Annotated in this window: 14 protein-coding genes and 1 pseudogene; 5 read left to right on the top strand and 10 right to left on the bottom strand. The window is 45.4% G+C overall.

From position 1 onward, the window contains the following. Window positions 1-102: 102 nt before the first annotated feature. Together BQ5809_RS03270 and BQ5809_RS03275 are read right to left on the bottom strand one after the other, a co-directional pair. The gene (locus tag BQ5809_RS03270; protein ID WP_003785146.1) at window positions 103-1,605 is read right to left on the bottom strand and encodes a YifB family Mg chelatase-like AAA ATPase; all 1,503 of its coding nucleotides are present in this window, start codon (window positions 1,603-1,605) and stop codon (window positions 103-105) included. Window positions 1,606-1,615: 10 nt separating this feature from the next. Next, a complete protein-coding gene (locus BQ5809_RS03275) occupies window positions 1,616-1,894 on the bottom strand; it encodes an accessory factor UbiK family protein (protein WP_003785148.1) in 279 nt (92 codons plus the stop codon). A 298-nt stretch (window positions 1,895-2,192) separates the two neighbouring features. Between BQ5809_RS03275 and BQ5809_RS03280 the strand changes: the two genes are divergently transcribed. After that, complete coding sequence (locus BQ5809_RS03280; protein ID WP_003785150.1) at window positions 2,193-2,771, top strand: biliverdin-producing heme oxygenase; 579 nt, start codon at window positions 2,193-2,195, stop codon at window positions 2,769-2,771. Between the two features lie 65 nt (window positions 2,772-2,836). Here the strand turns inward: BQ5809_RS03280 and BQ5809_RS11395 are convergent, their stop codons facing one another. Together BQ5809_RS11395 and BQ5809_RS03285 are read right to left on the bottom strand one after the other, a co-directional pair. Further along, window positions 2,837-2,965: a hypothetical protein gene (locus tag BQ5809_RS11395; RefSeq protein ID WP_003785152.1), complete on the bottom strand. Its 129-nt coding sequence runs from the start codon at window positions 2,963-2,965 to the stop codon at window positions 2,837-2,839. Between the two features lie 79 nt (window positions 2,966-3,044). Then, window positions 3,045-3,878 (bottom strand): annotated as a pseudogene (locus BQ5809_RS03285) (adenosine deaminase family protein). Window positions 3,879-4,272: 394 nt separating this feature from the next. Here BQ5809_RS03285 and BQ5809_RS03295 point away from each other — a divergent pair. Together BQ5809_RS03295 and BQ5809_RS11535 are read left to right on the top strand one after the other, a co-directional pair. Then, window positions 4,273-5,016: an IS110 family transposase gene (locus BQ5809_RS03295; RefSeq protein WP_003785156.1), complete on the top strand. Its 744-nt coding sequence runs from the start codon at window positions 4,273-4,275 to the stop codon at window positions 5,014-5,016. A gap of 111 nt (window positions 5,017-5,127) precedes the next feature. Next, complete coding sequence (locus BQ5809_RS11535; RefSeq protein ID WP_003785157.1) at window positions 5,128-5,430, top strand: transposase; 303 nt, start codon at window positions 5,128-5,130, stop codon at window positions 5,428-5,430. 369 nt (window positions 5,431-5,799) lie between these two features. Here BQ5809_RS11535 and BQ5809_RS03310 read toward each other — a convergent pair whose 3' ends face one another. After that, on the bottom strand, window positions 5,800-6,609 hold the full coding sequence (locus BQ5809_RS03310; RefSeq protein ID WP_003785159.1) for a hypothetical protein: 810 nt from the start codon (window positions 6,607-6,609) through the stop codon (window positions 5,800-5,802). A gap of 86 nt (window positions 6,610-6,695) precedes the next feature. After that, on the bottom strand, window positions 6,696-8,735 hold the full coding sequence (uvrB, locus tag BQ5809_RS03315) for an excinuclease ABC subunit UvrB (protein WP_003785160.1): 2,040 nt from the start codon (window positions 8,733-8,735) through the stop codon (window positions 6,696-6,698). 140 nt (window positions 8,736-8,875) lie between these two features. Here uvrB and BQ5809_RS03320 point away from each other — a divergent pair, with 140 nt between their 5' ends. Then, a complete protein-coding gene (locus tag BQ5809_RS03320; protein WP_003785161.1) occupies window positions 8,876-9,118 on the top strand; it encodes an antitoxin in 243 nt (80 codons plus the stop codon). Beyond that, window positions 9,115-9,522: a type II toxin-antitoxin system VapC family toxin gene (locus BQ5809_RS03325; protein ID WP_003785163.1), complete on the top strand. Its 408-nt coding sequence runs from the start codon at window positions 9,115-9,117 to the stop codon at window positions 9,520-9,522. The genes BQ5809_RS03320 and BQ5809_RS03325 overlap by 4 nt, the downstream gene beginning before the upstream one ends. A 59-nt stretch (window positions 9,523-9,581) precedes the next feature. Here BQ5809_RS03325 and tpx read toward each other — a convergent pair whose 3' ends face one another. From tpx to pdxH, 4 genes are all read right to left on the bottom strand, one after another. Continuing rightward, window positions 9,582-10,079, bottom strand: a complete 498-nt coding sequence (tpx, locus tag BQ5809_RS03330) for a thiol peroxidase (protein WP_003785166.1) — start codon at window positions 10,077-10,079, stop codon at window positions 9,582-9,584. Window positions 10,080-10,172: 93 nt separating this feature from the next. Further along, window positions 10,173-10,673, bottom strand: a complete 501-nt coding sequence (locus BQ5809_RS03335) for a hypothetical protein (RefSeq protein WP_003785168.1) — start codon at window positions 10,671-10,673, stop codon at window positions 10,173-10,175. Window positions 10,674-10,763: 90 nt separating this feature from the next. Next, entirely contained in the window at window positions 10,764-11,942 is a 1,179-nt protein-coding gene (locus BQ5809_RS03340) for a phosphoglycerate kinase (RefSeq protein ID WP_003785170.1), read from the bottom strand. 79 nt (window positions 11,943-12,021) lie between these two features. Continuing rightward, window positions 12,022-12,654 (bottom strand): pyridoxamine 5'-phosphate oxidase, encoded by a 633-nt coding sequence (gene pdxH, locus BQ5809_RS03345; protein ID WP_003791386.1) that lies wholly within the window; start codon window positions 12,652-12,654, stop codon window positions 12,022-12,024. Window positions 12,655-12,841 lie beyond the last annotated feature (187 nt).

A 12,841-nucleotide genomic window follows, 5' to 3' on the forward strand; every position in this document is an offset into this window, starting at 1 on the left:
GGTTGTGCAAAAAAATCAAAACGCGATTAAACGCAATCGCATCAGGTTTGTCAAATAAAGTTCTGTTTAATTTGCGTGATTTAGCATTGCAGGCTGCTTTGTTTACACAGCACGGCGAAAACTTACTGCTCGAATAATGTGCGCCCGATTAACTTCATCGTCTTGCGCCAAATCCGCCAACGTCCGTGCCACACGCAAAATGCGATGAAAACTGCGCGCCGACAGCGACAATTTTTCCAAAATCTGCCCCAACGCTTCACGCGCTTCGGATTGAATTTGCGCCACTTGGTCTAATTCGCTGGACGACAATGCCGCGTTGATTTTGCTTTGTCGCGCATATTGGCGTTCTCGCGCTGCCAACACGCGCTGTAACACGGTTGCGCTGTCTTCGCCTTGTTGTGCGCTAACCAGTTCCGCTGCCGATAGGGTGGGTACTTCAATCGTCAAATCAATGCGGTCAAGCAGCGGGCCCGAAATACGGTCACGGTATCGTTTGACGCTATCGGGCGTGCAGCGACACGGTTTGCTTGGGTGTCCCAAATAGCCGCATGGGCAAGGATTCATCGCCGCCACTAATTGAAATTTGGCTGGATAAGTCGCCTGCCGCGTCGCCCGAGAAATATGAATTTCGCCGCTTTCCAACGGTTCGCGCAACATTTCCAACACACGGCGGTCAAATTCGGGCAATTCGTCTAAAAACAACACGCCTTGATGCGCCAACGAAATTTCGCCGGGCTTCGGGTCTGAACCGCCACCCACCAACGCAGCAGAACTTGCCGAATGATGTGGCGCACGAAACGGTCGGCGTTTATCGTGTTGCAGGCTGCCTGTGAACTGCGGCAACAGCGAGCGCAACGCCCAGACGCTGGTCAATTCATCATCGGTCAAAGGCGGCAAAATAGACGGCAAACGTTGCGCGAGCATGGATTTGCCGGTGCCTGGTGGCCCCATCATCAACAAACTGTGTCCGCCTGCTGCGGCAATTTCCAATGCCAATCGCGCCGTGTGCTGTCCTTTCACATCGCGCAAATCGGGCAAAGAATCGGGTGCAGGCTGCTTTGGTACATCGGGCAAACGGCTGGGCGCAAGGCTTTGTGTGCCGTTTAAATGCGCCGCCACTTCCAACAAACTGTTCGCGCCGTATGCCGTGATTTGCCCCATGCTGGCGGCTTGAATCGCATTGTCGCTGGGCAACACAAACGCTCTGCCTGCTTGCTGACCCTGCCACGCCATTGCCAACGCACCGCGAATCGGACGCAAGTTGCCCGACAACGCTAATTCGCCAGCAAATTCGTATCGCTCCAAATCGTTGGCGATAATTTGCCCACTGGCTGCCAAAATACCAATCGCAATCGGCAAATCAAATCGCCCCGATTCCTTGGGCAAATCCGCAGGCGCAAGATTGACCGTGATTTTTTGCATGGGGAACTCAAAGCCACTTTGCAAAATTGCCGCACGCACGCGGTCGCGACTTTCTTTGACTTCGGTGTCGGGCAAACCCACAATGTTGCATTGCGGCAAACCGTTTGCCAAATGCACTTCCACTTCCACCAAAGGCGCGTTCATACCATTGAGCGCACGACTATTGACCACCGCAAACGTCATGTTGGTTGCCTTATTGTTCGGTTGATTCAGTTTCGCTAGATGCCGCGTTTTCAGGTTTGAGCAAGGCTTCCAAAGCCGCCAAACGCGCTTCCAATTCGCTTACCTTTAAACGAGTTTTGATTAAGATTTGTTGTTGCACTTCAAATTCTTCGCTCGTTACCACGTCCATTTTGTTCAACGCACCGCTCAACATTGCTTTGGCGTTTTTTTCCAAATCTTTGGCTGGGCTGTTGGCAATGGTTTCGCTGATTTTATGGCTCATGTCTTCAAAAAGTTGTTTGGCAATCATGGTGTTTCCTTTTTTAAGTGAGATTTAAGTATGCGACAAAACGTGCGGTTGCAGCAATCTTGCTCCCTCTCCTGTGGGAGAGGGAGCAAGATTGCTTTAATACACAATTTTCTGTCGTACACTGAGATGAAAGGCGAGATTGTAACAAATAAAAGTGCAGGCTGCTTTTTTGATTGATTCAAAGCAGCCTGCACATCAAATTAAGCAGTCATATTGTCTTTATCACACATTTTTACATATAATAGTAACAAATTTCATTTTATGAATTTTCTTAACCATCTATAAAGGACTATTTGCCATGAGTGAAACCATCACGTTTGCCCAATATCTTAAAGACAACAGCCGCGCCACACACGACAGCGTAGACGAATTAGTGATGTCGATGAAACCATTTTCATCGCCCGAAAACTACACCAAATTTTTGCAACTGCAAGCGGTGTTCCATAAAATTGTAGATGATATTTACAAAAATCCAGAATTAAATCAACAAATTCCAAATTTAGCATCGTTAGCGCGATACGATTTTGTGATACAAGATTTACAAGATTTGAACGCGCAAGAAAAAGCGGTAGATTTAGAATTGCCCAAACCAGAAGGCGCGGAAGCGATTGGCTGGCTGTATTGTGCCGAAGGTTCAAACGTGGGCGCGGCATTCTTGTTCAAAGATGCGCAAGCCAATTTGGGCTTTACAGGCGAGCACGGTGCGCGTCATTTAGCACCACACGCCGATGGACGCGGCAAACATTGGCGCGAATTTGCCGTGCATTTGAATAATTTAAATTTAAAAGATGAAGAACGTGAAACCGCATTAAAAGGTTCGTTGGAAGCCTTTGCATTTTACAAAAAATTATTACGCGCGATTTTTGAAGTAGCGTAATCCACATAAAAAGCAGCCTGCACTTTAACTTGTCAAAGTGCAGGCTGCTTTTATTTGAAATGTGATTAACCGCCACACGCGCCACAACAACCGCTTTCTTTTGGCTTGTCTTCGGTATTCAACACAGGCAATTCCACTTCTTGGGTTTCTTGCACTTTTTCATTTTCGTTTACTTGTTGATTTTCTTGGCTCATTTTGTTGCTTCAACAGGGTTAATGAAGCGGGTATCATACGATTTTTGCGATTAAAATAGTTTGATTTATATCAATTTATTTAATTCATGTTTAATGAATTTTCAATTTTCGTAAACCATGCCGATTTTTCATCATCGCTCAAAAAAGCAGCCTGAAAACTATTTTTGCAAAGTTGAGCAATTTCCGCCGCGCTCAAATCAAACGCATTCGCCAACGCCATGAAATTATCATTCACATAACCGCCAAAATACACAGGGTCGTCCGAATTAACCGTAACCAACATGCCGCGTTTGAGCATACGGTGCAAATTGTGTTCGCGCATATTGTCCACCACTTTCAATACGTGCAGCAAATCCAAGGCTTCACGCACATAATCGGGCGAACCCTCTTCGCCAGCGTGGGCAAACACACGCGCAAATTTAGACGGTGGATTGCTGACTTCGCTGTAATCCAAGCCTATGCCGATGATTTTGTCGCGATGCGGCAGGGATTGTGCCAACGTTTCAAATGCAGATTCTTCCGACAAATGGCGCAAAAAGCACATAATCAATGCGCTGCTGATGTCCCATTCGCGTTTTGCTGTGTCGCAAGCGCGGACGATGCTTTCAAACGCTACGCCGCGTTCGGTGTGCGTTACGTTGTCCTGGCGGCATTTTTGCAGATAAGCATAAGTTAAATCAAAGAAATCTTGTTCGTGCAGCAAGACTTTTGCGCCTGCCTAATAGATGTCTAAAAAGGATTGCAGATTGTGGAAATCGTAGGCGGCGCGGACTTCATCAACATTGGCATACGGAATAGACACGCTATTGCGTTGCGCGATTTGGAACATGAGTTCGGGTTCGAATGTGCCTTCGATGTGGACGTGTAATTCGGCTTTGGGAAGAGTTTGGATTAGGGGGGGGTCATTTTTGATAAGTTTAGAGAGTGGTTGAAAGGTGCGCGATTATAGCATTTTGGCTGGCTGAAAAGTTTGGTAATCGGTATGGGATATGTTTCATGCTGCCTGTGTTTTTGGGGTGTAGGGTGGGTACTTGCACCCACGCAGTTTTCAACAATTGGCGGCATTGAAAAGTTTGAGTGAATTTAACAATGCGTGGATGCGAGCACCCACCCTTGTATCATTCCCACCCTGTGGATAACAACGTATTATTCACATTAAACCAGTTGAGTAGGAAATTGAGCCCACCCTAAGTACCAAGACACCGAAGTGTAGATAAACCTACTCAACTACCCATCTTTCAATCTGAACAGTATCCAAGTGCACGGTATCATACCCGTAGACACTGCATGAACAAGGAAAGACACTGATGGATCATCCAACATTACCCTATACACACATTATCGGCATAGATGCAGCATCACAAAAATTTGATGTCTCATGGCTCAAAGACCGCAATAAGCATACTTACCGCAGCAAAGTTCTAGAGAACAATCCTGCAGGCTGCCTAAAATTACTCGAATGTATTCGCAAAAACATCACCACCAATTTAACCACCGTACACATCATTATGGAAGCCACAGGTGTTTATCACGAACTACTTGCCTACTTCCTGAATGATCAAGGAGTAGCAGTGAGTATTGTCAATCCAGCCTATATTCACAGCTACGCACAATCGCTAGGCGCAGTACACAAAACTGACAAAGGTGATAGCCAAATCATCGCCCGATTTGGTGCAGAACGAAATCCAGCTATATGGCAACCAGAGCCCAAATCTGTACGAGAATTGAAAGCCAAACTTAACCGTCTAGATGCGCTGAAACCTGATTTGCAACGGGAAGACAATCGCCTACACGTTGCACAAATTAGCGGAGTACCTGATGAAGTGATATTGTCCATCCACCAAATCCGTCAAGCATTAACCCAAAGCATTGCTGATTTGGAACATGATATGGACGACCACATTAACCGTCACCCTGATTTGAAAAATGATGTGGCATTGTTGCAAACCATTGCCTGCGTAGGCAGAGAAACGTCTACGCGAATGGAAGTATTATATCGAAGCAAACAGTTTACCAAAGCATCACAAATGACAGCGTTTTTAGGATTATAGTGGTTTAAATTTAGATTAGGACAAGGCGACAACGACCGCCGTGTACACCTAGTACATAAGGGAGTTGGCAACGCGGTACTAATCTAAATTTAATTCACTATATTGTCTGTTGTGGTTCATGCAGCCAATATTCATGACACAAAAGCAGGTATTTTTGTAGCAAAAAAAGCGTTTGAGACCTATCCGAGTTTAAAAGGTTTCTGTGCAGACACAGGTTATCGGAATATATTTGAGTGTGAAGTATCAGAGCAATTGGGTTTAACTGTTTTGCCCAAACGTTGGATTGTAGAACGAACGTTTGCATGGTTAGGTTGGTCTGGACGTTTAGCAAAAGATTTTGAGCAGACGAATTTATTTGCTGAAAATTTTGTTAAACTAGGGTATATTTCACAAATATTAAAATTTATCAAATAGTTGTTTGTGAATACAGGTTCTAAATTTAAATCACTATAGTTCCAAGAAAAAGGGAATCGGGTCAACAAAGGCAAGGTAACATTGAGCAAACGCGGTAACAATGCCATGAGAGCATTGCTGTACTTTCCTGTAATTAATGCTTGTCGTTTTAATCCTGATATTAAGCTACTCCGAGAGCGTATGCTTGCGCGTGGTAAGGTGAAGATGCAAACGGTAGGGGCAGCAATGCGTAAGTTGGTGCATATTTGCTTTGGTGTGCTTAAGCATCAATCGGTTTACGAAGCTCGTGTGGCAGAACCTGTTTAGTCAATATTTTTAGTTTTTGGGATTGACTTGAGCGACAGTATCTACGCTTGCTTATTGTATTAGTTAGTAAAGTGATACAAATGCTATATCGTTAATTAATATGTAATATTTATTATTTTGAGACCGTTGTAAACTACCTAAATATAATATGTAATCACTAACTAAATCTTCGGCATCATTTCTGCGAAATCTATCAAGAAAAGCCGCTTGAATTTCAGGAGGTAAACATAAGCTCACATCATCACGACCTCCTGAATTTAACCAAATAGTGCCATCATTAGGAGAAATACCAATATCAGTAATTTGCCCCCAATATCCATGAAATTGATTTATATAATTTGCGGTAATCTGATTAAATTGGACAAAAAATTCGTTGATTAATCTTTCTTGTCCATTAATTTCAAGAATTTGTGTTGAATTTTTAAAATCTGGATTACAAACCAAACTGCGTAATAATGTTCTTAATCTACGATGAGCAACAGCATTGGGACGATTTCCATTTCCTATAAATCGTGCGCCTCTTGCGCCTCCATTATCAATCACATTTTCATCGATATGATTTACTGGTTCAGCTGCGCCGTAGTTTAAATCTAGAACAATTCGTTGCCCATCATTGCGCAAGACATCTTCATCATCATTTTCACCATGAATTAGTCGAGTTAATGGAGCATTTTCAGTACAACCTGCATTATGTGGGCGCGCTCCAAAACAAGCAGCTTGTCCATTTCTAGCTGCTTTTCTAAAAAAAGCAGGAGCTTGGCAACTAGGGCATTGCAGAAATCTTCTGAATTGAGAAATTACAGTTGGGCTTAATTGCGAAAATGTGTACGCAGTATAAGTCTGATTGTTTAATGTACAAAAAGCGTTATCCATAGAATACCTCACATTTAGTAGGTTAAAAGATTTCAATAAAATTAAGATGCTGTCTCAAATTTTCAATAGATATAGTAAGAAAATAATTAATTTGTTACTCCAAACAACAAACTCTCCTTAATCACTCTAATTTTATCGCGCAACACAGCCGCTTCTTCAAACTGCAAATCCCTAGCCGCTTGCTGCATCTGTTTCTCCAACCGCGTAATTTCATCAATCGCGTCCTGTTCCGTGCGGATTTCGGTTTTCGATGCTTTTTTCTTGCTCGATTTCGTTTTCAGGCTGCCTAAAACTTCGGTTTCTGCATTGTAAACACCATCAATCAAATCTTTCACTTTCTTATTGATTTGCTGCGGCACAATGCCATGTTCTTCGTTGAATTTCATCTGTTTTTCGCGGCGGCGTTCGGTTTCGTCAATCGCGGATTTCATGCTGTCGGTGATTTTGTCGGCGTACAAAATCGCCACACCGTTCACGTTTCGGGCGGCGCGTCCGATGGTTTGGATTAGGCTGCGGTGCGAGCGTAAAAAGCCCTCTTTGTCCGCGTCCAAAATGGCGACAAGCGACACTTCGGGAATATCCAAGCCCTCGCGCAACAGGTTAATCCCCACCAACACATCAAACAGCCCCAAACGCAAATCGCGGATAATTTCCACGCGCTCCACCGTGTCAATATCGCTATGCAAATAGCGGACTTTTACGCCTAATTCTGTATAGTAATCAGTCAGTTGCTCCGCCATGCGTTTGGTTAGGGTTGTTACCAACACGCGCTCGCCTTTTTCTTTGCGTATATTGATTTCACTCAATAAATCATCAACTTGCGTACCAACTGGGCGGATAATGATTTCAGGGTCAAGCAAACCAGTCGGGCGCACGACTTGTTCCACAATTTGCCCTGCGTGTTCGGCTTCGTAGGCGGCTGGCGTGGCGGACACAAACACGGTTTGCGGCATGGCGCGTTCAAATTCGTGGAATTTGAGCGGACGATTATCACGCGCGGACGGCAGCCTGAAACCGTAATCAACCAAATTTTGCTTGCGGCTGGCATCGCCTTTGTACATCGCGCCAATTTGCCCAATGGTAACGTGGCTTTCGTCAATGAATAAAATCGCGTTTTTCGGCAAATAATCCATTAAAGTTGGCGGTGGTTCGCCCTCTTTTTTGCCCGAAAAGTGGCGGCTGTAATTCTCAATCCCTTTGCAAAAACCCATTTCATACAGCATTTCTAAATCAAATCGTGTGCGTTGTTCAATGCGTTGTTGTTCTACTGGGCGGTTTTCATTTGTATAAAATTCAATGCGTTGGCGCAGTTCTTCTTTAATGGATTCGCAAGCGCGTAACACGGTGTCGCGTGGGGTAACGTAGTGGCTGCTGGGGAAAATGGTGTATCGCCCGACACGTTGGTGCAGGCTGCCTGAAAGTGGGTCAAACAGCGATAGGCGGTCAATTTCATCGTCAAACAGCGAAATTCGCAGCGCGTAATCCGAGCTTTCGGCTGGGTACACGTCCACCACGTCGCCACGCACGCGAAACGAGCCGCGTTTGAAATCCACGTCGCCGCGTTCGTATTGCATGGACACGAGTGTGGCGATGATGTCACGTTGGTCGATTTGGTCGCCTTCTTTGACCGATAAAACCATTTGTTGATATTCGGTCGGGTCGCCGATACCGTAAATGGCGGACACAGTGGCGACAATAATTACGTCATTGCGCGTCATCAGGTTTTTGGTGGCGGACAGGCGCATTTGTTCAATGTGTTCGTTGATTGCGCTGTCTTTTTCAATGAATAGGTCGCGGCTGGGGACGTAGGCTTCGGGTTGGTAGTAGTCGTAGTAGGACACGAAATATTCTACGGCGTTTTCGGGGAAAAATTCGCGCATTTCGGCGTAGAGTTGGGCGGCTAGGGTTTTGTTGTGTGCCATGATGATGGCTGGGCGACCGCTTTGGGCGATGACGTTTGCCATGGTGTAGGTTTTGCCTGAACCTGTTACGCCGAGTAGGGTTTGGCTAGACAAGCCGTCCGCTAATCCGTCTAGTAAACCTGCAATGGCGGTGGGTTGGTCGCCTGCTGGGGGAAAGGGTTGGTGGAGTTTGAAGGGGGAATTTGGGAATTGGATAATTTGCATTTTTTCAGGCTGCCTGAATGTGAAATTTTGAGAACTTGGGATTATACGATTTTAGGTTTCAGGCTGCCTGAAAACATTGATTTCCGCAAAAATCCCATTTAATATATACAATCAAATTTTCAATATATACGGAGAAAACCATGCTAACCAAAGTATTCCAAAGCGGCAACAGCCAAGCCGTTCGTATTCCAATGAATTTTCGTTTTGATGTGGACACGGTGGAAATTTTCCGCACAGAAAATGGCGATGTAGTTTTGCGTTCGCCCAAACCGCAAAATCGCGGTGATGAATTATTTGCGATTTTGCAGCAATTTGATGATGATTTTATCGCAACCGTTGAAGCGCGAGATAATGAACCGCCACAGGAACGCGAAGTATTATGATGTATTTATTAGACACCAATATTTTGATTTATATTCAAAAAAATAATCCGCCAACTGTGCGCGAAAAAATCAATAATTTGCCGAATAGTGCACAATTAGTGATGAGTTTTGTTACCTACGCTGAATTGCTAAAAGGCACGTATGGCAGCCAAAATCTCGAAAAAGCACAAGCCAATTTAAACGCACTTACGCGGATTATTTCCGTGTTGCCATCTCACGAAGCGATGCCTGAACATTACGCCAACTGGGCGAATCAACTGAAAAAACAAGGAAAACCGATTGGCAATAATGATTTATGGATTGCTGCTCATGCGTTGGCGGTGGGTGCGGTGTTGGTTACGCATAACACAAAAGAATTTTCACGAATCAATAATTTACAACTAGAAGACTGGGTAGAAGAATAAAACAGCAGTCTGCACTTTCTGTTTACAGAGTGCAGGCTGCTTTTTTATCTGAAAACCACTTACGCCAATACCGCCAAAGCCGCATCATAATTCGGTTCTTGACCGATTTCGGCAACCAATTCGGCGTGCAAAACTTGGTTGTTTTCGTCCAACACAACCACGGCACGAGTGGTCAAACCGCGCAATGGGCTGCCTGCCAAATTCACGCCATAGTCCGCGCCAAATGTGCTGCGGAATGACGACAACGACACCACGTTTTCAATGCCTTCTGCGCCACAAAAACGCGCAAAGGCAAAGGGCAAATCCGCTGCAATACACAGCACCACAGTGTTGTTCAGATTTGCGGCGTGTTCGTTGAATTTGCGTACCGAAGTCGCGCACACGCCTGTGTCAATGCTGGGAAAAATGTTCAGAATTTTGCGTTTGCCTGCAAAATCCGCCAGCGTTTTGTCGGATAAATCGGTGGCGGTCAAAGTGAAATCGGGTGCGGTTTGACCTACTTGCGGCAACGTGCCTTGTACTTCTACGGGCGTGCCTTTGAATGTTACTTGTGCCATAAAACAGTCCTTTGTGTGGTGTGGAAAAGAGTGGCAAGAATAAAGGTTTTTGATGTGCTTGCCAAGACTAAAAAAATGTAGGCTGCTTTTCGCTTATTTTTTACTACGAAACGTATTCTTATGAAACACAATCGGCTGTTCCACCGCCAATGTGAGCTGTTTGGGCAGAAATTGTGTCGCCAAAATCAACACGGTTATCGCATAGCAAAAGCAGCCTGCACTGCTGGATTTTTGCCAACCCAGTTGCAGCGCACCGCTCAAAATCATGGCAAAGCCCCACGCCACAAACGCGCCCACGCCAGCCAAATATAGCGCATATCGCACATGACGGCGCATTCGTTTTTGCGCGGCGACTTTTGCCAAACACAGCGCGATAATCGCGTTAAAAATAAAGCCGACCATGCTCATGGCAAGCAAGCCTGTGTCCCACAATGGCAACAAATACACTTGTTCGTGTTTAACTGCCCACAAAATGCCCGATTGTCGTCCAATCCACACGGTTAAAATGTCGTAGAGTAGGGCAAACAAAGGCAACGCCAAAAAGACCATTGCCAGCGCAAAAGGCGTGTAGGGTTTGTTTTCTTGAATATTCATGATGATTCAATAAAAGCAGCCTGCACTTTTTTATACCTAAATTAAAGATTCGGACAAAAAACGCAGGCTGCTTTTTTTATTTAGATTGAATTATTGAGCAAATTTTTCCAACGCAGCAACGGCTGGCAATTCTTTGCCTTCCAAAAATTCCAAGAACGCGCCACCGCCCGTTGAAATGTAGCTGATTTTGTCGGTAACGCCAAATTTGGAAATAGAAGCCAACGTATCGCCACCGCCAGCGATTGAGAATGCGTTGCTTGCTGCAATCGCTTCTGCCACTGCTTTTGTACCGCCCGCGAAGTTGTCAAATTCAAACACGCCCACAGGACCGTTCCACACGATTGTGCCAGCGTTTTTCAAAATTTCCGCCAAACGAGCGCGAGATTGTTCGCCGATGTCCAAAATTTCTTCTTCGGGTTTGATTTCGTCCACGTTACGCGCGATTGGCGTTGCCGTTTCAGAAAATTCAGTTGCCACAATGCTGTCCACAGGCAATGGAATCGGATTGCCGCGTTTTTCCATTTTTTCCATAATCGCTTTGGCTTCGTTTACCAAATCTTTTTCCACCAACGATTTGCCCAACTCTTTGCCTTGCGCCAACAAGCAAGTATTCGCAATGCCACCGCCCACAATCAACACGTCCACTTTATCTGCCAAACTTTCCAAAATCGTCAATTTAGTAGAAACCTTGCTGCCAGCCACAATCGCCACCATCGGACGCGCAGGCTCTTTCAACGCCTTGCTCAAAGCGTCCAACTCAGCCGCCATCAAAATGCCCGCGCAAGACACAGGCGCCGCCGCCACCACCGCTTCGGTTGATGCTTCCGCACGGTGCGCCGTACCAAACGCATCGTTCACAAACACATCGCACAAGCTCGCATAGGCTTGACCCAATTCAGGGTTGTTTTTCTTTTCGCCCTTGTTGATACGCACGTTTTGCAACATGAATACTTCGCCAGCGTTTACCGTTGGTTTGTTGTCGCGCCAATCATTCAACACTTTGACTTCTTTATTCAACAAGTTACCCAAATGTGCGGCTACGGGTGCAACGTCATCTTCGGGTTTGCTTTCGCCTTCGGTTGGGCGACCCAAGTGGCTCATCACAATCACGCCTGCGCCATTGTCCAAGCAATATTGGATTGATGCCAAAGACGCACGAATGCGCGTGTCATCACTAATTTTGCCGTCTTTGAATGGTACGTTTAAATCCGCACGGATTAACACGGTTTTACCGTTTACGTTTTGTTCGGTTAATTTCAAAAAGCTCATGGATAATTCCTTTATATAAGGTGGTTACGAAAATAGTAGAAATACGAAAAAGCAGCCTGCACTTTTTGTTTATGCGATTTTACGGAGCAAGGCGTTCCTTAATCCAGCCATCGTCTTGCAAGCGATAGCGAATGCGGTCATGCAAACGGCTGGGGCGACCTTGCCAAAATTCTATGCAATCAGGCTGCAATACATAGCCGCCCCAATGCGGTGGGCGTGGCACATTAACAGGGTGCGTGGCAGCAAATTTGGCAGCGCGTGCCAGTAAAACAGATTTGTTATCAATAACTTGACTTTGCTCGCTTGCCCACGCGCCAATGCGGCTGGTGTAGGGGCGACTGGCAAAATAAGCGTCCGATTCGGCTTCGGATAGCAAGCTGACTTTGCCTTCAATGCGGACTTGTCGTTCCAATTCCGCCCAAAAAAATGTGAGTGCGGCAAACGGTTGATATGCCAATGCCTGACCTTTTCGTCCTGCATAATTGGTAAAGAAAACAAAGCCTTGTTCGTTTACTTCTTTGAGCAACACAATCCGTGCACTGGGGCGACCATTTGCATCAACCGTGGCGATGTTCATGGCGGTGGGTTCGGCAACTTGCGCGTTCATGGCATCGCGTAGCCATTGTTCAAATTGGATAATCGGATTGTCGGCGCATTGTGTCGCAGACAATTCGCGCTGACTGTATTCTTGGCGAATGGCGTGCAAATCCATAGCGCAGCCCTTTATTAACAAAATAAACCGCATTATAGACCGACACGCAAGCAGCCTGCAAAAAACCATTACTTAAATGAGAATGCCTCGCATTTTGATAGCCAAAAACTTAAATTTTTTAAATGTCATTAATTTTTTGCTATAATTCAACGCAGTCATAAACCAACGAGCAGCCCCAAAGTGCAGG

This window comes from Kingella kingae ATCC 23330 (assembly GCF_900111845.1).
GTDB lineage: Bacteria > Pseudomonadota > Gammaproteobacteria > Burkholderiales > Neisseriaceae > Kingella > Kingella kingae.

Coding starts and splice junctions, on each gene's coding strand:
- BQ5809_RS03270 (WP_003785146.1), bottom strand. CDS start 1,605: ATGACGTTTGCGGTGGTCAATAGTCGTGCGCTCAATGGTATGAACGCG.
- BQ5809_RS03320 (WP_003785161.1), top strand. CDS start 8,876: ATGCTAACCAAAGTATTCCAAAGCGGCAACAGCCAAGCCGTTCGTATT.
- BQ5809_RS03310 (WP_003785159.1), bottom strand. CDS start 6,609: ATGGATAACGCTTTTTGTACATTAAACAATCAGACTTATACTGCGTAC.
- uvrB (WP_003785160.1), bottom strand. CDS start 8,735: ATGCAAATTATCCAATTCCCAAATTCCCCCTTCAAACTCCACCAACCC.
- pdxH (WP_003791386.1), bottom strand. CDS start 12,654: ATGGATTTGCACGCCATTCGCCAAGAATACAGTCAGCGCGAATTGTCT.
- BQ5809_RS03295 (WP_003785156.1), top strand. CDS start 4,273: ATGGATCATCCAACATTACCCTATACACACATTATCGGCATAGATGCA.
- BQ5809_RS03280 (WP_003785150.1), top strand. CDS start 2,193: ATGAGTGAAACCATCACGTTTGCCCAATATCTTAAAGACAACAGCCGC.
- BQ5809_RS03275 (WP_003785148.1), bottom strand. CDS start 1,894: ATGATTGCCAAACAACTTTTTGAAGACATGAGCCATAAAATCAGCGAA.
- BQ5809_RS03335 (WP_003785168.1), bottom strand. CDS start 10,673: ATGAATATTCAAGAAAACAAACCCTACACGCCTTTTGCGCTGGCAATG.
- BQ5809_RS11395 (WP_003785152.1), bottom strand. CDS start 2,965: ATGAGCCAAGAAAATCAACAAGTAAACGAAAATGAAAAAGTGCAAGAA.
- tpx (WP_003785166.1), bottom strand. CDS start 10,079: ATGGCACAAGTAACATTCAAAGGCACGCCCGTAGAAGTACAAGGCACG.
- BQ5809_RS03325 (WP_003785163.1), top strand. CDS start 9,115: ATGATGTATTTATTAGACACCAATATTTTGATTTATATTCAAAAAAAT.
- BQ5809_RS03340 (WP_003785170.1), bottom strand. CDS start 11,942: ATGAGCTTTTTGAAATTAACCGAACAAAACGTAAACGGTAAAACCGTG.